General features: G+C 56.5%; 23 protein-coding genes. 11 read left to right on the forward strand and 12 right to left on the reverse strand.

Features of this window, described 5'->3' with window-relative positions; all coding sequences use genetic code 11:
• Window positions 1–79: 79 nt before the first annotated feature.
• The gene (locus E8D52_11900; GenBank protein TKB67287.1) at window positions 80–652 is read right to left on the reverse strand and encodes a hypothetical protein; all 573 of its coding nucleotides are present in this window, start codon (window positions 650–652) and stop codon (window positions 80–82) included.
• Window positions 653–799: 147 nt separating this feature from the next.
• Between E8D52_11900 and E8D52_11905 the strand changes: the two genes are divergently transcribed.
• The 6 genes from E8D52_11905 to E8D52_11930 all read left to right on the forward strand — a co-directional run bounded on the left by E8D52_11905 (window position 800) and on the right by E8D52_11930 (window position 4,376).
• Window positions 800–1,165: a YciI family protein gene (locus tag E8D52_11905; GenBank protein TKB67288.1), complete on the forward strand. Its 366-nt coding sequence runs from the start codon at window positions 800–802 to the stop codon at window positions 1,163–1,165.
• A 30-nt stretch (window positions 1,166–1,195) separates the two neighbouring features.
• Entirely contained in the window at window positions 1,196–2,380 is a 1,185-nt protein-coding gene (locus E8D52_11910) for an exo-alpha-sialidase (protein ID TKB67289.1), read from the forward strand.
• Entirely contained in the window at window positions 2,377–2,673 is a 297-nt protein-coding gene (locus tag E8D52_11915) for a MoaD/ThiS family protein (protein ID TKB67290.1), read from the forward strand. The genes E8D52_11910 and E8D52_11915 overlap by 4 nt, the downstream gene beginning before the upstream one ends.
• A 122-nt stretch (window positions 2,674–2,795) precedes the next feature.
• Complete coding sequence (locus E8D52_11920; GenBank protein ID TKB67291.1) at window positions 2,796–3,242, forward strand: polyketide cyclase; 447 nt, start codon at window positions 2,796–2,798, stop codon at window positions 3,240–3,242.
• Between the two features lie 139 nt (window positions 3,243–3,381).
• Window positions 3,382–3,765: a hypothetical protein gene (locus E8D52_11925; protein ID TKB67526.1), complete on the forward strand. Its 384-nt coding sequence runs from the start codon at window positions 3,382–3,384 to the stop codon at window positions 3,763–3,765.
• Between the two features lie 20 nt (window positions 3,766–3,785).
• The gene (locus E8D52_11930) at window positions 3,786–4,376 is read left to right on the forward strand and encodes a DUF1579 domain-containing protein (GenBank protein ID TKB67292.1); all 591 of its coding nucleotides are present in this window, start codon (window positions 3,786–3,788) and stop codon (window positions 4,374–4,376) included.
• A gap of 156 nt (window positions 4,377–4,532) precedes the next feature.
• Here the strand turns inward: E8D52_11930 and E8D52_11935 are convergent, their stop codons facing one another.
• Window positions 4,533–4,793, reverse strand: coding sequence for a DUF2934 domain-containing protein (locus E8D52_11935; protein ID TKB67527.1), 261 nt, complete (start codon window positions 4,791–4,793; stop codon window positions 4,533–4,535).
• Between the two features lie 375 nt (window positions 4,794–5,168).
• Here E8D52_11935 and E8D52_11940 point away from each other — a divergent pair, with 375 nt between their 5' ends.
• Entirely contained in the window at window positions 5,169–5,714 is a 546-nt protein-coding gene (locus E8D52_11940) for a peptidylprolyl isomerase (protein ID TKB67293.1), read from the forward strand.
• A 64-nt stretch (window positions 5,715–5,778) separates the two neighbouring features.
• Here the strand turns inward: E8D52_11940 and E8D52_11945 are convergent, their stop codons facing one another.
• On the reverse strand, window positions 5,779–7,386 hold the full coding sequence (locus E8D52_11945; GenBank protein ID TKB67294.1) for a DUF4062 domain-containing protein: 1,608 nt from the start codon (window positions 7,384–7,386) through the stop codon (window positions 5,779–5,781).
• Between the two features lie 112 nt (window positions 7,387–7,498).
• Between E8D52_11945 and E8D52_11950 the strand changes: the two genes are divergently transcribed.
• Window positions 7,499–7,705 (forward strand): hypothetical protein, encoded by a 207-nt coding sequence (locus E8D52_11950; GenBank protein TKB67295.1) that lies wholly within the window; start codon window positions 7,499–7,501, stop codon window positions 7,703–7,705.
• A gap of 7 nt (window positions 7,706–7,712) precedes the next feature.
• Here E8D52_11950 and E8D52_11955 read toward each other — a convergent pair whose 3' ends face one another.
• The 8 genes from E8D52_11955 to E8D52_11990 all read right to left on the reverse strand — a co-directional run bounded on the left by E8D52_11955 (window position 7,713) and on the right by E8D52_11990 (window position 19,955).
• A complete protein-coding gene (locus E8D52_11955) occupies window positions 7,713–10,880 on the reverse strand; it encodes a CHAT domain-containing protein (GenBank protein ID TKB67296.1) in 3,168 nt (1,055 codons plus the stop codon).
• A 37-nt stretch (window positions 10,881–10,917) separates the two neighbouring features.
• Window positions 10,918–12,063, reverse strand: a complete 1,146-nt coding sequence (locus E8D52_11960) for a patatin (GenBank protein TKB67297.1) — start codon at window positions 12,061–12,063, stop codon at window positions 10,918–10,920.
• A 65-nt stretch (window positions 12,064–12,128) separates the two neighbouring features.
• A complete protein-coding gene (locus tag E8D52_11965) occupies window positions 12,129–13,415 on the reverse strand; it encodes a DUF4071 domain-containing protein (protein TKB67298.1) in 1,287 nt (428 codons plus the stop codon).
• 95 nt (window positions 13,416–13,510) lie between these two features.
• The gene (locus E8D52_11970; GenBank protein ID TKB67299.1) at window positions 13,511–14,347 is read right to left on the reverse strand and encodes a caspase family protein; all 837 of its coding nucleotides are present in this window, start codon (window positions 14,345–14,347) and stop codon (window positions 13,511–13,513) included.
• A gap of 333 nt (window positions 14,348–14,680) precedes the next feature.
• The gene (locus tag E8D52_11975) at window positions 14,681–15,208 is read right to left on the reverse strand and encodes a hypothetical protein (GenBank protein ID TKB67300.1); all 528 of its coding nucleotides are present in this window, start codon (window positions 15,206–15,208) and stop codon (window positions 14,681–14,683) included.
• Between the two features lie 112 nt (window positions 15,209–15,320).
• On the reverse strand, window positions 15,321–15,560 hold the full coding sequence (locus E8D52_11980; protein TKB67301.1) for a DUF4231 domain-containing protein: 240 nt from the start codon (window positions 15,558–15,560) through the stop codon (window positions 15,321–15,323).
• Between the two features lie 126 nt (window positions 15,561–15,686).
• The gene (locus E8D52_11985) at window positions 15,687–18,812 is read right to left on the reverse strand and encodes a cobalamin biosynthesis protein CobT (GenBank protein ID TKB67302.1); all 3,126 of its coding nucleotides are present in this window, start codon (window positions 18,810–18,812) and stop codon (window positions 15,687–15,689) included.
• A gap of 501 nt (window positions 18,813–19,313) precedes the next feature.
• Window positions 19,314–19,955, reverse strand: coding sequence for a methyltransferase (locus E8D52_11990; protein ID TKB67303.1), 642 nt, complete (start codon window positions 19,953–19,955; stop codon window positions 19,314–19,316).
• A gap of 101 nt (window positions 19,956–20,056) precedes the next feature.
• Between E8D52_11990 and E8D52_11995 the strand changes: the two genes are divergently transcribed.
• Window positions 20,057–21,589, forward strand: coding sequence for a carboxypeptidase M32 (locus E8D52_11995; protein TKB67304.1), 1,533 nt, complete (start codon window positions 20,057–20,059; stop codon window positions 21,587–21,589).
• On the opposite strand, the gene E8D52_12000 is transcribed toward E8D52_11995, so the two are convergent.
• Window positions 21,577–22,173 carry a hypothetical protein gene (locus E8D52_12000; GenBank protein ID TKB67305.1) on the reverse strand — a complete coding sequence of 199 codons (597 nt, stop codon included), beginning with the start codon at window positions 22,171–22,173 and terminating at the stop codon, window positions 21,577–21,579. The genes E8D52_11995 and E8D52_12000 overlap by 13 nt on opposite strands.
• A 155-nt stretch (window positions 22,174–22,328) precedes the next feature.
• On the opposite strand from E8D52_12000, the gene E8D52_12005 reads away from it, so the two are divergent.
• The gene (locus tag E8D52_12005; protein ID TKB67306.1) at window positions 22,329–22,760 is read left to right on the forward strand and encodes a transcriptional repressor; all 432 of its coding nucleotides are present in this window, start codon (window positions 22,329–22,331) and stop codon (window positions 22,758–22,760) included.
• A 212-nt stretch (window positions 22,761–22,972) separates the two neighbouring features.
• Complete coding sequence (locus E8D52_12010; protein TKB67528.1) at window positions 22,973–23,953, forward strand: extracellular solute-binding protein; 981 nt, start codon at window positions 22,973–22,975, stop codon at window positions 23,951–23,953.
• Window positions 23,954–23,963: the final 10 nt, after the last annotated feature.

Below are 23,963 nucleotides of genomic sequence, written 5' to 3' on the forward strand. Positions count from 1 at the left end.
GCAACACCTTAGCCCAGCAGGGCTTGTAGTGTTGCACTTGGAGTTGGAACCTAAGGAGGGTAATTGTCCTATGAAAGCGCTATGGATTTACGCCTCGAATGAAGCTCTGCATAAAGGCCGCGACATCGTTCCCGACCAAATCATCGTACACAAAAGGTTCGCCAAGTGCGGCTTGCCTCACCAAAGAAACAAATTCGCGCAAACCGGAAAAATACAATTCATCTTCTCCTGGATCAAACCCTCCCAATTCCTTCGACGAAAGAAGTACTGCTAAATCATTATGCGAAAGGATCTTATTCCTGGCATCCCTGATCGGCTTGGCAAATGTAGTCATTTTCGACCTTAAGTCCATGAGCTGGCTTTCCGTTCTTGCGTCCCATTGCCCATATTCGATTATGTAATCAATTGATAGGTTGATGTGTCCTTTGGGGCCACCCTGCACGGCAGGATCGTGAAGTTTGGCCAATTCATGCAACCAACTCGCCTGCAGAACCTCTTGCAAACGATAGAAGAAATGCTCGTGGTGTGGCTCTCTTAATACGGCCTGGTCTGGATTCTCATCGAACAAGAATTTTCGCATTTGCCATACCTGCATAAGCCAATCGCATAGCTCGCAAAACTTGTCGATTACTTCTCTACTATGAGCTGACATCTCGCTATTCCTCATCCAGCAAGTTGTAAGTTCTTCCCGCAATATCACGCGCTTAGGCGAGCTTGTCAACCGCGCAACTTGATGAGATGAACATGCTGTCGATTTTGACAGCAGATGACGACTATCTTATGTCATGGGAGGTACCTCATGAAATATCTGCTGCTGGTCCATCACAACGAAGACATGTTCAAGAACATGCCTGAAGGCACCAGGAAAGACCTGCTCGCGAAATCCGTCCAGCTCTGCCATCAACTTGCGAGCAAGGGACAATACATCCATGCCTCACCGTTACAGCCTGAGGCGACAGGAACCATCGTTCGAGTTCGGGACAACAAACCGATGGTGACTGATGGGCCGTTCATGGAAACAAAAGAGCAGCTCGCGGGGTACTTTTTGGTCGATGCCAAGGATCGAGAGGAAGCCATCAGGATTGCCGAACGAGTGCCTGGAGCGCGGATCGGTACTGTCGAAGTCAGACCAGTGATCGCCATCTCTGGATTGCCGAATGAATAACGAAGCCTTGCACAAGAGAAGGAGTGATTTATGAGCACGATCCGGCTACTGATCGGAACGAAAAAAGGCGCATTCATTTTGACATCGGATGGCAGGCGAAAACAGTGGACGGTTGATGGTCCTCATTTTGGTGGCTGGGAGCTGTACCATCTGAAAGGCTCGTCGGTCGATCCTGATCGCATCTATGCGTCACAAACCAGTAGCTGGTTTGGACAGGTGATTCAGCGTTCAGATGATGGCGGCAAGACCTGGAATCCGCCAGGCACAAAACCGGAAGATCTCATGGGGCCGGACGGCATGCCGAAGGGCGAAAGCAACATGTTCCTCTACGATGGCTCTACCGAAACTGGCCAGCCGCTGACTACACACCAGCATTACGATGGCTCACAGCGTCCGTGGGAATTCAAGCGCGTGTGGCACTTTGAACCGTCACTCACTGATCCGGATACGGTCTATGCCGGTGTCGAAGACGCGGCGATCTTCAAGTCAACCGACGGCGGCAAGACGTGGAAGGAACTCGCAGGACTGCGCAGCGCAAAAGGGCAGCTCTGGCAACCGGGTGCAGGCGGGATGTGCCTTCATACCATCCTGCTGAATACCGGACAGCCTGACCGCATGTTCGTGGCCATCTCAGCTGCCGGTTCGTTTCGCAGTGACGATGCCGGGCAGACTTGGCGCCCCACCAACAAAGGGCTGACGTCGAAGTATGAGTTACCCGATCCGGACGCGGATGTGGGCCACTGCGTGCACTGCATCGCGATGCATCCGTCACGTCCGAGCACGCTGTTCATGCAGAAACATTGGGACGTGCTGCGCAGCGATAATGGCGGCGAATCGTGGCAAGAAATCAGCGGCAACCTACCGAGCGATTTCGGATTTCCAATCGCCGTGCATGCGCATGAGCCGAACACGGTGTACGTCGTGCCCATCAAGAGCGACTCCGAACATTACCCGCCGGAAGGCAAGTTACGCGTGTATCGTAGCAAAGTCGGCGGGAATGACTGGGAAGCGCTGACCAAGGGGTTGCCGCAACAAGACTGCTACGTGAACATCCTACGCGATGCAATGGCGGTCGATCAGCTCGACCCATGTGGCATCTATTTCGGCACAACCGGCGGTCAGGTCTATGGTTCTGCTGATGGAGGGGATAGTTGGGCACCGATTGTACGGGACTTGCCATCAGTTCTATCTGTAGAGGTTCAAACCTTGCCATGATTCGCGTTGTACTGCCCCAACATTTGCGGACACTGGCAAGGGTCAGTAGCGAGGTTACGTTAGATATCGCCGGCCCGGTCACAGTGGACTCAGTTCTCGATACCTTGGAGAATCAGTATCCGATGCTGCGAGGCACGATCCGCAATCATGTCACTATGCGACGCCGGCCATTCATCCGCTTCTTCGCCTGTGAGCAGGATGTATCACATGAACCGACGGATACTCCCCTGCCCACTGCCGTGGCAAGCGGAGCCGAACCATTGTTGATCGTGGGTGCCATGGCCGGAGGATAAGAGGTTGTCGTTTTCGAGTCTCCTGGTCGACTAAGAGTAGAGAGACCGACACAAATGTCTCCGGCCGACCGAGCATATGCTGGAACGTAGGTGGTTCATATCCAGAATAAGGAGGAAGAACAATGAGCACCAATACCATTCGCCTACACCGAGTCTTTCGTGCAACACCGGAACGTGTCTATCGCGCATTTCTTGACGCGGATGCCATGACCAAATGGCTGCCACCAAACGGATTTACAGGGAAGGTCCATCATATGGATGCGAAGATCGGAGGAACGTTCAGGATGTCGTTCACCAATTTCACCACTGGCAAGAGTCACTCGTTCGGCGGCAAATACCTTGAACTCGTGCCGCATCAACGACTCCGCTATACCGATGCGTTTGATGACCCAACCCTTCCAGGTGACATGCACGTGACAGTGACCCTGACACAGGTATCCTGTGGAACAGAGGTGAACATCGTGCAAGAGCATGTGCCTGCGGTCATTCCTCCCGAAGCCTGCTACCTCGGCTGGCAAGAATCGCTGATCCTACTGGGAAAGCTTGTCGAGGCAGAGATTCCTGAGTAACTCGACAGATGAGATGGACCTACTGTAGTGAGAAAATAATGACTGCAGTTTCGTATTCGTGTGACGATTCGAAATATGGACGGCTACGTCTGGAGATGCTGCCCGTGCAGGAAGAAGGATGGCTGATGGAACAAATTCAATGAAGAAGGAAACCGCAATCCCCAGAACCGTTGACGACTATATCGCCAGATTTCCTTCCGCCGTTCAGGTTTGTCTCCAGAAAATGCGGACAACAATCAAGCGAGCCGCACCTCGTGCGAAAGAAACGATCAGCTATGGGATTCCAACTTTGAAACTAAACGGCCCATTGATTTACTTCGCCGGATTCAAAGCACACATCGGTCTCTACCCGATGGCGACAACCCTTCAGAGACAATTTAAGAAAGAGCTCTCAGAATATCTCAGCGAAAAGGCGACCGCTAAGTTCCCGCTCAACAAACCCATTCCCTACCCCTTGATCGCACGAATCGTGACGTTTAGGGTAAAGGAGAACCTGAACAAAGCAGTAAGAGCCAAAAGCTAGTCAACCACAAGGAGGCCACTATGCGTATCATAACGTTTGCCATCATCTCGTTGTTGACCGTCTCGCCAGCGCTGGCGAAAGAGAAGAAACATGACAAACACATGGACCCCCAAGCCATGATGGAACTGTGGAAGCAGGCCGCCACCCCTGGTGAACCGCACAAGCAATTCGCTGCGCTAGCTGGAAGCTGGACGACTCAGACTAAGGAGTGGATGGAGCCAGGCAAGCCACCGACGGAATCCTCCGGTACCGCGGAACTGAAGATGGTGCTGGACGGACGATTTCTCTATCAGGAATTCAACGGCCAGATGATGGGTCAGCCGTATCATGGCATCGGCATGGATGGATACGACAACATCACCAAGAAGTATGTCACCGCCTGGTTCGATACCATGGGCACAGGCATTTTCTTCATGGAAGGCACGGCCAGCTCAGACGGCAAGACCATCACGTTGCGAGGTTCACACCCTGAGCCAGGGGGCGGAAAGATGTCGCATCGTGCGATCTGGAAGTTGATCAACCACAATACCCAGCAGTTCGACATGTATGGCGCGCACCACGGACACAAAGAAACAAAGATGATGGAGATCATGTATACGCGGAAAGAATAGCCATTCTCGCAAGGAATCGATGATCCGATATCAGCGAGGGCGCCCCTTGATCCATGGACATGCTGTCCATGGAACAGGAGGCATCTCGATCTGACATCGGATCATCGACAGTCCAGACGCAATTGAGAGAGGAGACCCGGATTGCCTCTATGCGTATTACGCAGCCTGGTCACGCACCGCCTTCACTTGCCGTTCGGCTTCCAGCCAATGCTCCACATCTTTTCCATCCTGGAACCCGCTTCGTTCATACAGAATATAGGCGAGCTCAGCGATTCGTTGATCCAGAGACTCACAGCCTTCCGCCCAATCCTCCGACCTGCCGTTGGTTGATCCGTCGGAAGACGATTCCCGTTGACCAGCCTTGGATCCCGGCACACTAGGCCCAATGACTCTCAGTCCCCTGTTTTCACCTCTCATGCGACGCGCCATACTCCTCCTCCACGTATAACGTCCTCTCACATCCTGCCCTCGCCAAGGGGACTGCCCCCTCGACACCTCATCGTTCGCATTGTACCGAGATCAGTCAGCGATACAACATTCTTCGGAGATTTCAGAATCTGGCCCATACAGCGCAAGCACTGGCTGTCCAATCAACGACCGTCTTGTACGTGCCGTTCCCCCAATGCTGTTCCAAGTGAGAACAGTGACAACATTGTGGGTAGCATCACATGAGTTGATGTGGTAGCGTCACGAGTAACCCCACAACACAGTCTGGAGCTGATCGCTCACCGCTCGCATCTACCTGCGACCCGTTCCAGTCTATTCACCAACTACTTCTCACAGGAGGTGCCTATGAGACGCCTATCTATATTTTCTGCACTCTGCGGTTGGAGCGCCATTCTGTTCCTGTCTGCGGCTTGTGTCTCAGCAGGAGGACCAAAGAAAGGAGCATCGGCCATGACAGTCTCGAACGGGAAACAAGTATCGCTGGAATACACCATGAAGCTGGACGATCAGTCGGTCGTCGATTCAAACGTCGGCGGGGAACCCTTGAAGGTGACTCAAGGGAAACATGAGCTGGTTCCTGGCCTGGAGAAGGCGCTGGAAGGCATGGCGGCAGGAGAGAAAAAGAACGTCACCGTCGCTCCACCAGATGCGTACGGCACGGTCGATCCCAAGGCGTTTCAGGAGGTGGAAAGGAAGATGGTGCCGGCGGAAGCACAGAAGGTGGGGATGCAATTGGAAGGAACAACCACCGATGGACGGAAGGTCTTTCCTCGGATCTCCGAAGTCAAGAACGAGACCGTCGTGCTCGACTTCAACCATCCGTTGGCCGGCAAAACACTCTACGTCGAGGTCAAAGTGCTGGAGGTGGCCCAAGCCCCAGCGGCGAAGTGACGCTCCGTCTCTGGTGCGAGGTGGCCGTCACCTCGCACCAGAGGAGTCCAACAGTCAGCAGAACTTACTGCGCCCCAGCACGAATCTTCTCACGCAGAGCGGCTAAAAACTTTCGGTCGTCCGGTGTCAGGTGCAAGCCCCGCTTGTCGATACGAGACAGGACCTCATAGGCCTGTTTCCAATAGGCGCCTGCTTCCTTGACAGCGTTGCGTTTCTCAGCCATATCGGCCAATCTCCAGTAGGAGACATACAGGTCCCGCTGCCACTGACTATTCCCCGCATCCCGCTTGGCGAGGGTCTCGGCGATGCCGAGGCTCGCGCGAAAGACTGTCAGCGCCGCCGGTAAATCGCCTTGCGCCACCAACACATCACCAATCCGGTCGTGGCTCACCGACAGGTCCCGCTGCCACTCGGTGTTGCTGGGATCTTTGTCCATAAGGCGCTGTGCGAGGCGGTGAGCTTCGTCGTACTCGCGTCGAGCATCGACGAGTGTGGTCCTGACACGCGCGAGGTCTCCTTGATCCGCCAGAAACCAGAAGTACCTATGGAGGGCGTCCGGCCAATCGGGTTCAAGGGCCAGAATGTCGTTGTATAGAGCTCGGGCCTCTTTCGCCTGCCCTTTTGCCCCATGCAGCCCGGCGGTCTGGAGCAGTGGTTGGAGGTCGGCGCGATTGTGCTCGCGCGCTGCCTCAGCGCGGGTGCGAACGGTGTTGAAGATGGCCGCCTGCTGGGTCCCCATATAGACGATGGCTTCATCGACCCCCTGTTCAGTCAAAATGCGGGTCATCTCCTGGAAGACGCTGGTGGCCTGGCTCTTCCCCTCGATCTCAGCAAAGGAGATGGCCAACTCCCCGATGCGGGACAGCCGAACACGATGTGCCTCGTCGGCAGCCTCACGCAAGCGCTGACGTGTCTTCCAATCGGTTGCGGCTTCGGCTTCGGCGAGCTCGCGCCGATGGGTTTCTTCCGTGGCCTGTTGCAGGTGGGCGCGGATTTTCTCCTCATTCACGACACCGACTTCTTGGACACCGTGCTGAAGCTGTTGGTAGCCCCACCAGCCTCCACCACCAAGCACCGTCAACCCGAACAAGCTCGCCATCACTAACCTGGTGAGTCGACGCGCTCCCTGTTCGGCTCGTTCGCGCAACGCACTCAGCTCATCGCGCAGGCGAAGGACGATGTTGTCCAGCTCGGTGGGGGTATTCGCCGTATGGCGGAGGTGATTCTCCTGCTTGAGTTGTGCGAGGTAGTGCTGCTGAAGTGTGCGCCGTTCCGCTTGAAAGTCGATGGGGTCGGGATGGCCTGGATCGCGAGGCAGGTCAAGTTGATCGGGCGGCTTGTCGCGCGGAAAGTCCTTGCCGATCACAATGATCCAGGTCTTTTTCTTCTGCTTGTGCGCGTAGAGGAATTCGAGCTGCGTGTAGGAGACACGGCCATACTCTGGATCGATGTCAGGCGGCTCGGCGCCATACCCGTCACCCACCAGCTGAATAAGACCCTCGCAGGAATCAAGCTGTTCGCGGAGCCACTGACGCAGCTCGCCATAGCCGGTGGGAAAATCGTCTTGAGACACGGGATCGAACCCAAGCGTGCGGAGGGTCCTGGCCACCGCCTGCCTGGCAGTCCGCAGTTCTTCACTCACGGTAGAGAGAAAGAGACGTGGTCGGTCCATTGACTATCAGCCGCTCCTCATCCATGCGCACCAATCAACGCGAGTCATTCGTGCCGTCCTGCTACGTAACCGACAGCTTATCCCGTCACAACTCGGAGCCGCTCTAACCCACATGATTCACGACCGCTTCTGCTGCAACCGCCGATACGCTGCTGCGACAGGCCTGGCTGCGCTGTATCTGCAGCCAGGCAGGCAGGCTCGTCCTCGTGGCCTCACCATACTGTTTCAAGTATGCATCGGTCTCTCAGGGCTCCGCGTGCCCGTCTCGCCCGGCGTCTTGGCGGTGTCGCCACGAACGGTCATGAATCATGCGGGCTAAGAGAGCCTCACGATTCCGGTTCAGCCGCTGAGTTCTTCCCTGACCGAACAATCAACTTCGCCGTGGCTTGGCCATAATGTTGATAGGCCCCCCAGGTCGCTCCCTGATCGAGAATCTTCTTTCGCGCCTTCGCCAGTGCGGCACCAAGATCAGCACCCGAGAGCGCCTCCTCATAGAACACGTTCGCAAACTCCAGCGCTGCGGCATCATCCACGGGCCAACCGGTACCGATGTAGTTCTGCACCCCCCGCTCAAAAAATGCTTGGGCCAGTCCGGCCAAGCTCCGATTGGATTCCTGCAGGGTAAAGGGCTTGCCGGTGCGAATCACGCCAGAGAAGCAGGCATTGGCAAAGACGAGACGCGGGACCCGCCGGGCGCGGAAGACATCTCGGGCCGACAGCATGTCGTCCTTGCCCAGCATCCATCCGCTCTTAGCGGGATGCGTTTCGTCGAAGTCGCCGTGCCCCGAGTAATGAATGAGGTCGAATTCTTCGCTTAGGATCAGCGCGAGGAGTTCGACGGGGTCACATTCATTCGCCCCGATGCGTGACTCGATCGTGATGTCGAGCCCCTGTGTCTCCTTCATGCGCCGGAGAATCTTCACCACGGCGCGCCCTTCCTCCCGTGCTCCCGGCAATTGCAAGTCAACCTCCGGCGCCGGATCCGCGATCACGAGGACACGCAGGCGGTTGGGGATGGAGGCCGTGATGAGCCCCGGCGCACCGGACAACGTCGTGCGAAACTGGCGGGTCACGTGTCGTCCCGGCCCATAAAACACCGCCTGTCCGTGCCGCTCGAATGCCGCCATCTCCCAGGGAAACGCGGCCGTCGACCGGTCAACCATCAGCGTCAGCGGTGTCATGTCGATCATGCTTTGAAAGTCTTCCGGCATCAGATACCGATGCAGCAGCTTCCCGTATTTCTCCTGGTCCTTCAGACTGCGCGCGTTCTTGAGCAAATCCGCGATGCCTTCCGCACGGGACGATTGCACGGGAATTTCTCGGACCGGAATGACGGCGTCTTTCGTGATAGCCGAGAAGCGGAAGAGGTCACGGTCTCGCTCAATCGTCACGCGGCTCCCGTCCATCTGATCGACCACCTCCGGCTGCGTTTTGGGCGTGGGGTGGACGCGCTTCGGCAGAGTCCTCGACGAGAGCTTCACGGTCAACGACCCGTCGCTCCCGGCGTTGATCTTCTTCAAGATCGTAAGGACCTCCTGAAAGCGGCGCTTGTCATACTCCACGATCTGGAGGGTGTCGAGGCGTCCTTGCCCCTTGAGCCGTCTGAGCGCAGACGCCACCCCCTCCACCATGCCCTCGATGGCTTGCTCCAAGGAGAGATTCCCTGCTCCGGAGCCGATGACGACCGTGGCGAATGTGCGCCACCCCAATGCGGTCACGCCATAGGTGACATTCGCGAAGAGGAGATCCACGTCCTCCCGGTTGAAGCGCCCGGGCTCCCCCATCCCGGCGAGCATGACGTTGTCGGCGGCAAGGGTCTGATGGGTATTGGGAATGAGAAACACTTCCCCAAGCCCGCCGCCGATGATGCCTCGCTTCACGGCTTTGGAAATCCAGAACTCGAGCGCCTGGTCCAGCGCCCCAACGGCTCGGATCGGCGGCACCCCTCGATAGTGACCGGCCACTACCGCCGGCGCGTTGATATCCCGGATATCGCCGTGGACGACCTCAATATGGAGTGTGATCGACGCGGGTGCCGGCCCCTGCGTCGTTTGCGTGGCAGTCGTGGCGTCGGTTACGGCCCGGGACCGAACAGGACGCTGCGTCATGACGGCTTCTCTGAGCAACGCTTCCGCTCGACGACGATCAGCCGCGCTGCTTCGCTCGGCCTTCGTCTCTTCCGCGATGCGGCGGATCTGCTCCGCATCGTGGCGATCCTGAACGGCACGGACGCGGGCCGAGGTGAGTGCGCGAACAGCGCGGGCCGCAACCGGTTCCATCGCCAGCGCCCCGGTCTTGCCGGTACGCAAGATCTCATCCATCGCTGCGAGCACCTGCGCATGCTTCTGGAGATCACCGTGAATCTCATCGACATAGTAGGTCTGCACACCATCGAGCAGCCCAAGCGCGTGAGTGACACGCCCATCGCCCTTCAAGGTCATCTCAAACTCGAACAACCCTGGGCCATCAATCCTCACCGCACTCACGGTGTCTTGATTACAACCGGCGATATAGGTCATCCGCTCCGGATCGATAGTCCCCGGCACGTCGAGCGAGGCGTGGAACTCCTTTGCGCGTTGAAGATGAGCGGCCACGATCGGATAGCGCCCCCACGTACGACTGTCGTACAGACCTTGTTCCGAGGCTGGGAGTTTGGCGGGCGACGGAAGCAATTGATAACTCCCGACGAATCCGTTCAGGACATCGAGCACTTCATCTAAATCATGCCGCAGATCCGCCGCCGCCAGCCACTTGACGAGCTTGTCCTTAGCCACCATCGCTTGCGCAATGGCATAGGAACCATAGTTCGGCGTGCCGAGCATGATGAGTCGCCCACCCTGCACCTTCTTCGGCTCCAACATGGCCTTCCAGAGTTTGGGATACCGCCGAATAAAATTCCGGGACACGAGGCCTCCCATGGAATGGGCCACGAGATGCACCGGTTGGTCTTTGAACTTGGTGTCCACCAAATTTTTCAACGCATCTGCGGCTTGATCGAGGTCTTTCCGCCAATCATAGGCAAAGGGTTCCACGTTCCAGTAGGCCTTCAACCACAAAATCGTCTCGGCATAACTGTCCTTCTCAAGCCCGCTCGGCTGTACATGCAGGCGCGCATCGGCTTCCCGCATGCCATCTTGTGCAAGCCGGAGTTTGTTGATTCCTCCCCAGATCAGTTTCAGAAAACTGATCCACACCGTGTCGTCATCGCCGTCTTCTGTCACCGTCAACTCGGAACCCATGATCCCGGGAATAAAAATGATATTGCCCCGCAGCGGCTCCCGCTTACTGCGCGCCGCTCGCGCCCGTTCCGCCAACTGTTGAAGCCGCGCGAGCTTCTCGGGTTCGAAATGATCCCGCAAGGCCTGATCAGAGACCGCCCGTGTTTTCCCTCCGCGCGTCGAGCGAGAGAGCTGCGCTTCAAACTCGTCCCAAGCCATTTGGCGAACCACGCGATCGGAATCGTTCGGCTTTGAGCTTCTCTGTTTTCTGCTCATAGATGAATCCCTCCTTGAGAGAATCTTGCAAGGTAGCCTACGCAAAGCCTTTGAAGTGCGCTGGGAGGACCTTGTGCTTCCCGATGGTCTTGCCGACTGTCTGCAAGTCTTCGATGTGATCTGTTGAATCTAGCTGCTGGACATGTTTGGGCTCGATCTTCTCTAAACCCAAACTTTCCAACCCCTCCCTCGACAGCTCTGCGTTGTATCGCATGTAGGTGAAGAGCTTCGGAGACACCGGACCCGTCTTGCCAATCAGATCTCCCACTTCGCGGTCCAACTGGTCTCCGGCCAAACACCTTCCAAAGACGCGACACAAGAGATCCTGCTCATTCAATGCAGCAAACATGAGCGCCGAAGGAATTTTGGTCGCATTGTAAATGAGATTCACATCATCCTTCTCAAGCCCCTTATTGGCGTCAGGACTTGTGCCTGTTCCAACGGAGACGATGAGGAGCTGACCTTCACCTGCCGGCCACGTGAGATTGTACGGTTCTGCAGTTGCCATGATGAAGGCTTGGAAAGCCGGATTGTTATACGTCGTGATGCCTCCGTCGACAAAGACGAACCGATATTCTTTGGGTGTACCCGCAGCAAAGATCACCTCCTCTGGAGGAAAGAAGGTTGGCGCAGCCGTACTGGCTCGCACCAACTGCCAGAGCGGAATATCAAGATTGCAGTCTTTGCGATCGCGTGCATTGTACTTGGCCGTGGGATTGTTCCAAATGGGCCAAGGAGAATCCGTGTTCACATTCCGCATGACCATCATCAGTACTGTGCGCAGCTTTGCATCACCCAGTGTGACGTTTTCGCCAAATTCTTGCTTCAACTTCTTCGCGAGGCTCTCATCGGCATATTTGTTTTTCCATAGCCTCTCACCAAACCAAACCTTGTCGAACATATCCTTGCCGCTGCTCTTGTAGAACTCCCGAATCTTGTTCACCGGCATACCCAGAGATATGCACGCAGCGAGAATGGCACCCGTGCTGGTGCCGGCCACAAAGTCAAAGTAGTCTGCCAACACGAAAGAATCGCGCTTGTCCTCAGGCTGAGCGGCACGAAGCACATCCTCAATCGCCGAGAGGATTTCGACCGTGATCATGCCTCGAATGCCGCCGCCGTCGAGCGCGAGAATTTTCTTTTGTCCTGAGCCCGTGATCCGTGGAATTAGATGCTGGCTCATGTTTCCTCCTTATTCAGCTCGTTCGCGAGAAGCCCTCATGGGATGGTGGCCTGAAATGTTCCCCTTCATACTCGGCACCCGTGATGATCAAACGCTGAGAGGATCTTTGCCCGCTCTTCAGGTGATGCGTTTAGCGCTTCGAGAATGACGATGGCCTGCGCCTTTGTAGACTGGTGATTGCCATGAGCCTCTGGCTCAATCGAGATGGCCTCGGAATACAATCTGGCGGCATTGTCATAGGTCGCCAGTAATAGTTGAGTTTCGGCCACTGTCGCAGTTTTCCAATAATCTTGGTCGACCGGCTTTACCCCGACAAGTCCCTCTACCTGCTTGGCCAATTGAGCAGCCACATCCCGTTCGCCGAGAATTAGACTTTTTGAAGCAGCGTTGATGCCGGTGTAGTAGCTTTGGGGGGCGGCAGTAAATGCTTGTCGGTAAAGAGCTCTGGACTTTCTCAGGTGACCGCGGTCTTGGGAAACTCTGTACCGATCCATCCATGTACGGGCATAGATGCCGAGCGTTTCCGGATCGAGTTGCCCACTCGCATGCAACTCACCCAGAACGGTTTGCGCGCCTTCCCAGTCCTTACTGCGTGCCAGCGCCAGCCCCTCAAGCTGTTTTGGATGAATAGCGCGTGGAAACTGGTGTTGTAGCTTTTTCAGCAGTCTGAGCGCGGCTGCGTTATCACCGAGTCCAATCATCGCATCAGCCACCTCACACCCCAAGGCCGGTGTTGTCTGCCAAGCTAGTCCGTTGGACTGGCTGAGCGTTTCAAGCCTGTTTAGAAATCCATTTGTGCGCGCGGCCTTGACTTGCGCACGCGCTGTCTTGAGCTCCTCATCCACCTCGACGGCAAGCTGGACTGCCGCTGGTGGCAATGGTTCGTCATGAATTCCGTAGAGCATACGCAGCAATCCGCTCCCACTCGGGCCATCGCGATCTTGCGAGAAATCAACATGGATCTTGCCGGACGCTAAATCCGGCAATGGTGACTCGTCCACTTTTGCAATCACATAGCGGAAGCCTGTCTTGTTTTTTTCTTTTTGTTCTAATGTGTTGTATTCCTCCATGCACCACTCTGAATCCTCAAATGCTGATGACCAAATCAAAATGGCGGCCCGGCTAGCCGCGAGCGCCTCGCCGAGGCTGAACGCCAGCGGTGAGGCGGCTGCAAGTTTGTATTGGTCCAAGAACGCTTCATAGTTAAGACCACGAAGAATGTCGTAGAGCTGCAACGCCCACGCCCGGTTAGTTGATCGATAGCTGAGAAACACATGGAACTTCTTCTTCGAGTCAAGGGGCTTGGGTGCCGGTGCGTACTTGAGCCATTGTTCTAGGGCGGGACTAGACATGATGGTCCTCCTTCATGACGGCCTACATTCGAGAACTGCGATAACAACCAGTCGAGAGGTCCCGGCGGCTGTGAAGCCGCCGGGGGTCTGAATTGCTAACTGAGGAACGGACGATCGAAGGAAGTCTTTTGCCCTTCCAGCTGAGGAACCTGGTCAAAGTCCTCCGCCTTGAGTTTTGCTGTGGTCCGCTGGTGCAACTCTCGATAGGTCAGTTGGCCCTCTGCCTCTGTGATCGACTCGACGAGGTAATAGGTCAGCGCTCCATTATAGGTCCCACCAATGTAGGCATCGGCAGAGGTCTGCGTATCGCGACAGCCTGTGATCAACATCTCTTGAATGTCGGCATGGACGATATCTTGCTTCCTCTTGCGCCCACGAGGCGCCTTGCCCAACTGACCACGTACGGTTCCACGCAACTTTCGACCGGACTCGGTCGCCATGAGATCGAGCGGACACGGAAGGAACCGCTCTCTAATGGGCGCATCCGGCGGAGTGATGGCACGAGTGATGGAACCGGAGTGGCAACAGTCCATGATCACCGTGAGGCTGACTCCCTTTCGAAGCCTATTGAACGTCTTCCGAAGCCAATCGTCGCGCAGGGTATCCTTCCAATCCAGATCGGTTGGGCACAGGATCTCATCACGGTGATCCGCCTCATCCCCATTGTCGTCGGGTACGTTCGACCCATGCCCCGAATAGTGGAGGAGCAGGACATCGCCCTTCTTCCCGCTCTTGATGAGCTTCTGAATCGCCGCCTGCATGGCCTTCTTCGTCGCCTTCAAGTCGGTGAGAGTCGTGATGTCCTTGTCCTGGAAGCCGTAGTAGGTGTTCAACACTCCACTCAGATTCTTCACGTCATTGACGCATCCATTCAGATCTGAGCCGGGAACCTGATATTTGTTGATCCCAATGAGCACCGCGCGTTTGGCCATTTCACCCTCCTTTTTGGTCCTGTCATGAAGTCTCTATCCTCGGCTATCTTCCTTCCCCTCCAATCCATAAGCTCCAGACAGACAGGGACGAAACCCGAAGTACGTGTCCACGTATGGCCTGAGCAAACATCTTGCCAATCCGAATGACGAAGCGGGTATCGCACGATCTCAACCCTAGGTTGGACTACGCGCGAAAGAATACAGGATTTGAATGTTTTCGAATAGCTACAGTAAGGCAGCGAAGGATTCTGTGGGTATGGTACGTGACTGCCGGTGAATCTAAACCGATACAGTGCTGTATCGAAACAGGTACAGGCTGCTGATTCCCTCCGCTTAGAGAGTTCTGGTGTCGATCCAGATCACCTGGCCGGTCCGGCGCTTCACTTCTTGATACATATGTGCAGTCCCACCCGGTCCGTCGCCACCGCCACCGTCCCAGAGACAGACGAATTGCAGCTTATCAGCTCCATAAGAAAGAGCGGTCTCGAAGAGCCAGAGGTTGCATCGCTCATAGGGATCGTTCCCTGTGGGCAGCGGGCCAAGATCTTGTGGAGCGGAGCGAATCTCAGTGGTGAGCTTCGCTTTGGCCGCGAGATACCGCGCGCGCCAGGTTTCACTGTGACACACAACCGACTTCTGAATGAATTCAGACTCATCAAACGGTTGCAGCCATTGCACCTTCACCCCTCGCTGCTGACAGGCATCAGTGAAGAGCAGATCGCCTCCACAAGCCCCTTGGGTGAGGGCAAGATCCTCCGGGCCGGCACTGAGTTGCTCTAATGCCTCCGCAATTTTTCGTGCAGCGGCCGGTTCTTTGGTGGCGGGGAACCGCGGCTTCGGCCTCGTCGGTGCATCGATCATGTGCCCACTGAAGAGGAAGACGTGCCTTGGCCATCCCTGGTTATCAGGCTCATTCGAAACCATGAGGCCTTGAGCTTCTCCCTTGTGAGTTGGACAAGTCAACCATGCCGCATCACGTTGTGGAAGGGATCCGGTCCTCTTCCTTTTTGTCTTTCGCGACCTGCGTCATGTAGCGATCAACCTCTTCACGGCTGAGTTCCTCAACTCGTGTGGCAAAATCCGGATAGGCCTGACTATGCGTCATATTGACGTAGGGTCCACCCAACTGAAGAAACTGCCAGCCTTCGCTCTTGAGCGACTCGGTCATTCGTCGATAGTGCCGCCATCGCTCGCCATATCCAGAGCACATCATCGATTAAGATGACACCGTTCGGTGCCAGCAAATCGAGCGAACGCGATGTCGATACCTGCTGACGTCGTGCCTCAGAACCTTGCGATGATTGTCATGAGTTTAAAACATCGCTTGGTACGGCCAAGCTCATCGCCTGCGGCTCTTCAGCTGCTCGAAATTGTCACAGCCTTTTTTAGTTTCGAGATCGCACGCCTTCCTGTAAAGCTTGAGGGCTTCAGCGTTGTCATGTCTGACCCCCTTCCCTTTGCTATACATGACGCCGAGATTGTTACAGCCTTGCCCATCCCCGCTACCGCAGGCTTTCCGGAAAAGGGCGACCGCTTGTTCGATATTGGGAGAGACCCCGATCCCATTTTCATACATCCCGCCAAGATTGACGCAGCCTCGCACATGCCCGCCATCACAAGCTTTCCGGAAAAGGGCAACCGCTTGCCCGACATCGGGGGTGACGCCGATCCCATTTTCATACATCACGCCGAGATTGGAGCAACCTCCCACATACCCGCCATCACAGGCTTTCCGATAGAAGGCAACTGCTTGCCCAACGTCTGCTTGGACCCCACGCCCCTCCGCATACATCCCGCCGAGATTGGAGCAGCCGAGCGGCTCCCCCCCGTCACAAGCTTTCCGGAATAGGGTGACCGCTTGCCCGGCGTCTGATTGAACCCCGCGTCCCTCCATATACCTCGTGCCGAGCGTGACGCAGCCAAGTGCGAAGTCGGCGTCACAGGCTTTCCGATAGAAGGCAACTGCTTGCCCGACGTCTGCTTGGACCCCACGCCCCTCAGCATACCTCGCCCCGAGCATGAAGCAGCCTTGCCCATCCCTGCCATCACAGCCTTGCCGATAGAAGGCGACCGCTTGCGTATCATCAGCTGGGACCCCACGCCTCAGCGCGTACATCCCGCCGAGACTGGAGCAGCCTCTCGCATACCCGCTATCACAGGCTTTACCATAGAACACGACCGCTTGCCTGTCGTCTTGCGCAATCCCGCGCCCCTCCGCATACCTCGTGCCCAACGTGAAGCAGCCTTGCCCATCCCCGCCGTCACAGGCTTTCCGATAGAAGGCAACCGCTTGCGTATCATCAGCTGGGACCCCGCGCCCCTCCGCATACATCCCGCCGAGAGTGGAGCAGCCGAGCGGCTCCCCCCCGTCACAAGCTTTCCGGAACAGGGTGACGGCTTGCCCGACGTCTGATTGAACCCCACGCCCCTCCACATACCTCGTGCCGAGCGCGACGCAGCCGAGTGCGAAGTCGGCGTCACAGGCTTTCCGATAGAGGTCGACTGCTTGCTTGTCATCAGCTGGGACCCCGCGCCCTTCCGCATACATCCCGCCGAGAGTGGAGCAGCCTTGTACATTCCCGCCATCACAGGCTTTCCGGAACAGGACAACGGCTTGCTCGTCGTCTGGTGGGACCCCGCGTCCCTCCACATACCTCGTGCCGAGCGTGAAGCAGCCTGCCGCATCTCCGCCATCACAGGCTTTCCGAAAAAGGGCGATGGCTTGCTGGTCGTCTCGTGGGACCCCACGCCCCTCCGCATACCTCACGCCAAGCGTGAAGCAGCCTCCCGCACCTCCGCCATCACAGGCTTTCCGAAAAAGGGCGATGGCTTGCTGGTCGTCTCGTGGAACCCCGCGCCCCTCCGCATACATCCCGCCGAGAGTGGAGCAGCTTTGTACATTCCCACCATCACAGGCTTTCTGGAACAGGGCGACGGCTTGCCGGTCGTCTCGTGGAACCCCGCGCCCCTCCGCATACAACCTGCCGAGATTGAAGCAGCCTTGCACGTTCCCGCCGTCACAATCTTTCCGATAGAAGGCAACGGCTTGCCGGTCCTCCCGTGGAACCCCGCGCCCCTCCGCATACAACCCACCGAGATTGGAGCAGCCTTGCACGTTCCCGCCGTCACAAGCTTTCCGGAACAGGGCAACGGCTTGCTCGGCGTCTGGGGAAACCCCGCGTCCTTCCGCATACCTTGTGCCGAGCGTGAAGCAGGCTGCCGCATCTCCGCCATCACAGGCTTTCCGATTGAAGGCGACCGCTTGCTTGTCATCAGCTGGGACCCCGCGCCCCTCCGCATACATCCCGCCGAGCGTGGAGCAGCCTTGTACATTCCCGCTATCACAGGCTTTCCGGAATAGGACAACGGCTTGCCCGTCGTCTGGTGGGACTCCGCGCCCCTCCGCATACCGCGCGCCGAGCGTGAAGCAACCTCCCGCATCCCCCCCGTCACAGGCTTTCCGGAACAGGACAACAGCTTGCCCGTCGTCCGGCGGGACTCCGCGCCCCTCCGCATACCGCGCGCCGAGCGTGAAGCAGGCTCGCCCATGCCCACCATCACAGGCTTTCCGGTAGAACACCGCCGCTTGCCTGGCGTCTTGTGGGACCCCGCGCCCCTCCGCATACATCACGCCAAGATTGTTACAGGCTCGCCCATGCCCGCCATCGCAGGCTTTCCGGTAGAACGCCGCCGCTTGCCTGGACTCTTGCTGAACCCCAGCCGCCGCCGCATACCTCTCGCCGAGTGTGAAGCAGCCTCGCACATGCCCGCTATCACAGGCTTTCCGATAGAAGACGCCGGCTCGCCGGTCGTCCTGTGAAACCCCGCGTCCCTCCGCATACCGTGCGCCGAGCGTGAAGCAACCTCCCGCATCCCCCCCGTCACAGGCTTTCCGGAAAAGGGCGATGGCTTGCCTGTCATCTTGTGGAACCCCGTGCCCCTTCGCATACCGCGCGCCGAGATTGAAGCAGGCTCGCCCATGACCGCCATCACAGGCTTTCTGGTAGAAGGCAACGGCTTGCACATCGTCTTGTGGTACTCCATGTCCTTCCGCATACCGCGCGCCGGGAGCAGCGCACCCGAGCGCAAAGTTGGCATCACAGGCTTTCCGATAGAAGGCGAGGGCTTGCTCCGCATCTTGTGGAACACCGTGCCCCTGCGCATACCGCGCACCGAGCGTGAAGCAGCCTTGCCCATCTCCGCCATCACAGGCCTTCCGATAGAAGGCGAGGGCTTGCTCGGCATCTTGTGGAACGCCGATCCCATTTTCATACATCACGCCGAGACTGAAGCAGCCTCCCACATACCCACCATCGCACGCTTCCCGGTAAAACGCTTCGGCTTGACTAGGGTCTTGTGGCCCCCCCTCTCCTTCCAAATGCGGGGCACCAAGTTCGTGACCTGCTGCCGGTAAAACCAACACGCTAATAACTATGAGCGCGTAAAACAGCAACCGGCGAGTCATCACGGATCCTCCAAGAAAAAACAAGCTTGCTGCGAGGTGGAAGTCTAGCGTACAGGACAAGATAAGAACAAGTCGCAATCAGTAAGCAGTAATCAGGAAATTCTCCAGTTTATTCCATCTAGCCGATACGTCGCGTCATGCCGCACAACCAGCTCCAGCGAAAGCGGAATACACTGAGGAAGCTTCTGCTCATTTCCCAGGAAGTGGAGGATCGTGTCATCACTCAGGGACGGGCGAAGGATTACTGCAGTAGGGAAGAGTGGCCCTATAGACTAGATCTGTCTACCGGAATGCCACCATCGCATAACGCATAGGATGAAAGAAGATTACGGTTGGTATGTACATGAGAGTGCCACGCCTAAACCATATCTATCGAAAAGGTTAATCTACCCTGAATCATGACTGAGCGATCGCTCAGTCAGCGCGACAGGAAGAATGTCACCCACTTAAGGCCACTTGGAAAGACACGGGAAGCACCGGGTGGCCCATGCGAGTAGAATCCTACGTTTTCTTCACGACTAGAATCCCATCCCTGATCGTCACCAGCACCGCAGTCACTCGTCTGTCTGCAGCTACAGTGCGGTTGAGTTCCTGAATAGCCGCCGTTGATTCGTCTGGCGGCGGCTGTTTCAACACCTCGCCGCTCCATAGTACGTTATCGATCAAGATCACCCCATTCGGTGCGAGCAGGTCGAGCGCACGTCGATAGTAATTGAGATAATTGATCTTATCCGCATCGATAAAGATGAGATCGAATGGGCCAGAGAGCGTCCGCATGGTGTCGAGGGCCGGGCCCATTCGGATGCTGACCTTGCTCCCGCATTGTGCCTGCGCAAAATACCGTCGAGCCACCGCCGCTGACGTCTCGTTGATTTCACAGGTGATCACCGTTCCATCTTCTGGTAGCGCGTCAGCAAAGCAGAGGGCGCTATAGCCGGTAAACATCCCGATTTCGAGTACCCGCTTGGCCCCAACCACTTTGGTCATCATTTTCAGAAACGCCCCTTCCAGGGGGCCGACCAGCATTTGGGGATACTCCATGGTCCGCTGGGTCTCCTCGCGCAGCGCTCGACAGACTGACGACTCCGGTATGGAATGCGCTTCGGCATAGGCTTCGATCTCGACTGGAACCAGCCTGTTCATTAGAATTCCCTTGGATGATTTGAAAAACGCGCCGCCCGTTGCGTACACTGCGACGATCGAATCACGGACGCGAATCTTAGCACAGTGACCTGGAGGCCGAATTGAAAACCTTCGCCACGTTAGAACCCCTCACCACCAGACTGCTGGAAATTCAACGCATCAACAGTGCCGCCTCAGTCCTCTCCTGGGACCAGGAAACCTACATGCCGGTCGGTGGTGGAGAAGCTCGAGCTGAGCAGATCGCCGTGCTCCAAGGTGTGGCCCATGAGAAGCTCGTCTCGCCGGACATGCAGACGCTCTTGTCACAATGGGTGGATCCGGCGACGGGCCAGGCGGCCGAGCAACCCGGAGACAGCTGGGACGAACCGGCGCGCTCACTCTTGCGTGAAACATGGCGGGATTTCAGCCATGCGAAGAAACTGCCGTCGGATTTCGTGGTGGCACTGAGCCGAGAATGTTCGCTTGCCCAACAAGTGTGGGCTGAAGCCAGGACGAAAAACAAATTTTCCATGTTCCTCCCGAACCTTCGAACGGTGCTCCGGCTCAAGCGTGAAGAAGCGCAGTATCTCGGCTATCAGGAGTCACCCTATAACGCCCTGTTGGATGTCTATGAACCAGGCGCAACCATTGCGAATCTCCAACCGGTGTTTGCTGCACTCAAGGCACGGCTGGTGCCGTTGCTGAAAAAGATCGCACAGAGCCGGGCGAAGATCGACGATAGCGTGTTGCACCACTCGTATGACCAGGCTCGACAACTGGAGTTCGGACGGCTAGTCTTGACGGCGATGGGCTATGATTTTGAGCGTGGCCGTCTGGATCTGTCAGCCCATCCCTTCACCACGTCGTTTCATCCAACCGATGTGCGCGTCACCACCCGAGTCCATGAACATGAACTGCAATCCTGCCTCTTCAGCTGTATCCATGAAGGCGGGCACGGGCTGTACGATCAAGGGTTGGATCAACGATATTTCGGGACGCCGTTGGGTGATTCGGTTTCTCTCGGTATTCATGAGAGTCAGTCTCGTCTGTGGGAAAACTGCGTGGGTCGTTCGCAGCCTTTTTGGCGCTTCTTTTATCCGGTTTTACAACAGACCTTTCATGACCAGTTACGCGGCGTGGGGATCGACCAGTTCTATGCCGCAATCAATTGCGTAAAACCGTCGTTGATCCGCGTGGAAGCCGATGAGCTGACCTACAATCTCCATATCATGCTGCGATTCGAAATCGAGCAGGATCTGCTGGAAGACAAGATTCAGCCAGAAGACTTACCCGCCATCTGGAATCAGAAGATGGAGGAGTACTTGGGTATCGTTCCACCCTCTGACGCGGACGGAGTGTTACAGGACGTCCACTGGTCATTCGGGGCGTTCGGCTATTTCCCCACGTATACCTTAGGCAACCTCTACTCCGTCCAATTTTTCGAGCAGGCCAAGTTGGAGATTCCGAATCTGGAGCATGAGATTGCGGCAGGCCAATTGTTAAGCTTGCGCCGGTGGCTCGAACAAAAGATTCACCGCTGGGGTCGCATGTTCACGCCGGCCCACCTCGCCCAGCGCGTGACGGGGGCAACAGTGAGTCCCGAACCTTTTCTCAATTACGTGGAAAAGAAGTACGGCGAGATCTACCAGCTCTGAGCATCGAAGACCGGTCGGCTGTCATATCCCAGTACCGTGTTGAGCTGTGTGATGATGACCGGAGGCAACGTAAATTCAGCCTGCACCTCGATCCGATGCGGCACGAGCAGCGTAGTGTGGAACACAATATCGCGAATGGGAATCTTCAGCTCAGGGTCCTGAGGTGTGCTCAACTGAACCAACTCGACGGAGTTCGTGATGGTACCGCTGTCTTGTGGTCCATAGGCGGCGACGACGGCATCAATGATGTCCTTGACCTTTTCATTGGCCTCTTCCCCTTCGATGGCACGCAGGAGTAAGGGAATCGCGTCCTCCTTTGCCTGATCCGATACTGCGAAGTTTTCGATCCGGCCTTTTCGGCGGAGGGAGGTCAGGTCATTGTCGAGATCCTTGCTGAACGCTCCATACGCAAAGCGAAAGAATTCGAAATGGAACGCTTTCAGACCTTTGGCAAAGGTTTGGAGCTCACACAGAAAACACAGCTGCTGCAGTTTGACATCGCTCAGCTGACCAAGTGGCTCAGCGAGTTGCAGAACGTACAAGAGTAGGGCACGGTCGACGGCAATCTGGTTGGGCGTTCTCACAGTCTCCTCGCTCTATGCGTGAAGGGTTCACTATAACCAGCCGGAAACGCACCCGTCAAAGGCGGAGAGATTTTCAGATCAGTTTGCAGAATCCCGCTTGACCCGCCGCGTGATTTCGTCTTTAATCCCGGCTCTAGGAGGTTAGTCTCATCACCATGTCGAAACATACCAAAGAAATGGGAGCTCTGAAGGAACACCTGGGGAAGCACCAGCTGAAGTTCACACGCCAGCGTGAACTGATCCTCGACGCGTTCCTCAAGCAAGAGCATATTACAGCCGAAGAGATGTACCACCAACTGGCCCGCAAGGATCCGCACCTGGGCTTGGCAACCATTTACCGCACGCTGAATCTCTTCTGTGAAGCCGGTCTGGCTCAAGCCCGCCACTTCGGCACTCAAACGCAGTACGACAACATCTCGCACAAGGGCCACCACGATCACCTCATTTGCACCGGCTGCGGAAAGATTGTGGAGTTCGAGAACTGCGACATCGAGCGCCTCCAGGAAGAGGTGGCCTCACGGAACGGCTTTACGATCCAAACCCACCGCCTTGAGCTCTACGGTCTCTGCTCCCGCTGCCGCCAATGACGCGCCCCGCAGCTTGTTGCGGGATATCACACGTTGACCTCTGGGGATATTTCTGTTATCCTTCTTGAGACGGTTTATCAATTTCAACCCAGCCAATACTTCACATTGAAATAGCAGGTTCAATCATGCGCATGGTCCTTCAACGTTCCTCTCGCATCACAGCCCTTGCCCATCAACGGAGGGCCTTAGGCATTTCAGCTGCCTGTTGTCTGATGCTCTTCTGGCTGGTCATGCCGACCATCACCTCTGCTGCCGACACGTTGACCATCTATTCTGGACGGGCTGAACGATTGATCAAGCCAGTCTTGGATGCCTTCACGGCAAAGACTGGGATTCACATCGAGTTACTCTCATCCGGTACCACAGAGTTGGTGAACCGGATGAAGGCCGAAGGAGACCGCAGCCCCGCCGATCTCTTCATCACCAATGATGCCGGCAGCTTGGAACTGGCACGCACTGCGGGACTCTTCCGCCCCTTGAACATGCGAGAAGTTGAACGGGCCATTCCTCCTCAATTTCGCGCGGCAGACAACAGCTGGATCGGCTTGTCAGGCCGGTTTTGGATTGTTGTGTACAACACGACACTGGTGAAACCCGATCAGATCAAGTCCTTGGTGGATCTGTCGGATCCTACGTGGAAGGACAAAATCGCCATTCCTAATGCCGGCAGCGAATATTTGCAGGCAGGGGTGTCGGTCATTCGCGCGAGTCTCGGTGACGATCACACCAAGAAATTCCTCGAAGGACTTCGGGATAACGCCGGCACACAGGTCTACCAAAAAAGCTCACAGATCGTTGACGCCGTCGCCAAGGGGCAGGTCGCCCTGGGCATCGTGAATCACTATTACGTCTATCGGCATCTCGCCACACAACCGGCTGCACCGCTGGCGGTTGTGATGCCCGATCAACAAGAGGGGGGCATGGGCGCCATCATGAACGTAGCGGGCATCGGCATCCTGAAACACACGCCCCGCGTGGAGAACGCCAAATTGCTCGTGGAATTTCTCGTGGCACAAGCCGGCCAGAAAATATTCGCGGACCTCGACAAAGAGTATCCGCTCCATCCCGAGGTAAAAGCCGACCCAGCGCTGGTCGAACGGAAAAGCTTCCGGGCTGCCTTAGTTCCCTTAACCAAGCTCGCCGAACTCCGAGAGCCCACGTTGCTGCTCATCGAACAAGTCGGAATGCGGTAACGCGGCGAGC

Origin of the sequence: Nitrospira sp., assembly GCA_005116745.1 — a bacterium.
Lineage (GTDB): Bacteria > Nitrospirota > Nitrospiria > Nitrospirales > Nitrospiraceae > Nitrospira_D.

Coding starts and splice junctions, on each gene's coding strand:
- E8D52_11980 (TKB67301.1), bottom strand. CDS start 15,560: ATGATGTGCTCTGGATATGGCGAGCGATGGCGGCACTATCGACGAATG.
- E8D52_11935 (TKB67527.1), bottom strand. CDS start 4,793: ATGAGAGGTGAAAACAGGGGACTGAGAGTCATTGGGCCTAGTGTGCCG.
- E8D52_11960 (TKB67297.1), bottom strand. CDS start 12,063: ATGAGCCAGCATCTAATTCCACGGATCACGGGCTCAGGACAAAAGAAA.
- E8D52_11970 (TKB67299.1), bottom strand. CDS start 14,347: ATGGCCAAACGCGCGGTGCTCATTGGGATCAACAAATATCAGGTTCCC.
- E8D52_11910 (TKB67289.1), top strand. CDS start 1,196: ATGAGCACGATCCGGCTACTGATCGGAACGAAAAAAGGCGCATTCATT.
- E8D52_11900 (TKB67287.1), bottom strand. CDS start 652: ATGTCAGCTCATAGTAGAGAAGTAATCGACAAGTTTTGCGAGCTATGC.
- E8D52_11950 (TKB67295.1), top strand. CDS start 7,499: ATGATTCACGACCGCTTCTGCTGCAACCGCCGATACGCTGCTGCGACA.
- E8D52_11915 (TKB67290.1), top strand. CDS start 2,377: ATGATTCGCGTTGTACTGCCCCAACATTTGCGGACACTGGCAAGGGTC.
- E8D52_11990 (TKB67303.1), bottom strand. CDS start 19,955: ATGAACAGGCTGGTTCCAGTCGAGATCGAAGCCTATGCCGAAGCGCAT.
- E8D52_11975 (TKB67300.1), bottom strand. CDS start 15,208: ATGATCGATGCACCGACGAGGCCGAAGCCGCGGTTCCCCGCCACCAAA.
- E8D52_12005 (TKB67306.1), top strand. CDS start 22,329: ATGTCGAAACATACCAAAGAAATGGGAGCTCTGAAGGAACACCTGGGG.
- E8D52_11930 (TKB67292.1), top strand. CDS start 3,786: ATGCGTATCATAACGTTTGCCATCATCTCGTTGTTGACCGTCTCGCCA.
- E8D52_11965 (TKB67298.1), bottom strand. CDS start 13,415: ATGTCTAGTCCCGCCCTAGAACAATGGCTCAAGTACGCACCGGCACCC.
- E8D52_11905 (TKB67288.1), top strand. CDS start 800: ATGAAATATCTGCTGCTGGTCCATCACAACGAAGACATGTTCAAGAAC.
- E8D52_11925 (TKB67526.1), top strand. CDS start 3,382: ATGAAGAAGGAAACCGCAATCCCCAGAACCGTTGACGACTATATCGCC.
- E8D52_11920 (TKB67291.1), top strand. CDS start 2,796: ATGAGCACCAATACCATTCGCCTACACCGAGTCTTTCGTGCAACACCG.
- E8D52_11985 (TKB67302.1), bottom strand. CDS start 18,812: ATGACTCGCCGGTTGCTGTTTTACGCGCTCATAGTTATTAGCGTGTTG.
- E8D52_11955 (TKB67296.1), bottom strand. CDS start 10,880: ATGAGCAGAAAACAGAGAAGCTCAAAGCCGAACGATTCCGATCGCGTG.
- E8D52_11940 (TKB67293.1), top strand. CDS start 5,169: ATGAGACGCCTATCTATATTTTCTGCACTCTGCGGTTGGAGCGCCATT.
- E8D52_12010 (TKB67528.1), top strand. CDS start 22,973: ATGCTCTTCTGGCTGGTCATGCCGACCATCACCTCTGCTGCCGACACG.
- E8D52_11945 (TKB67294.1), bottom strand. CDS start 7,386: ATGGACCGACCACGTCTCTTTCTCTCTACCGTGAGTGAAGAACTGCGG.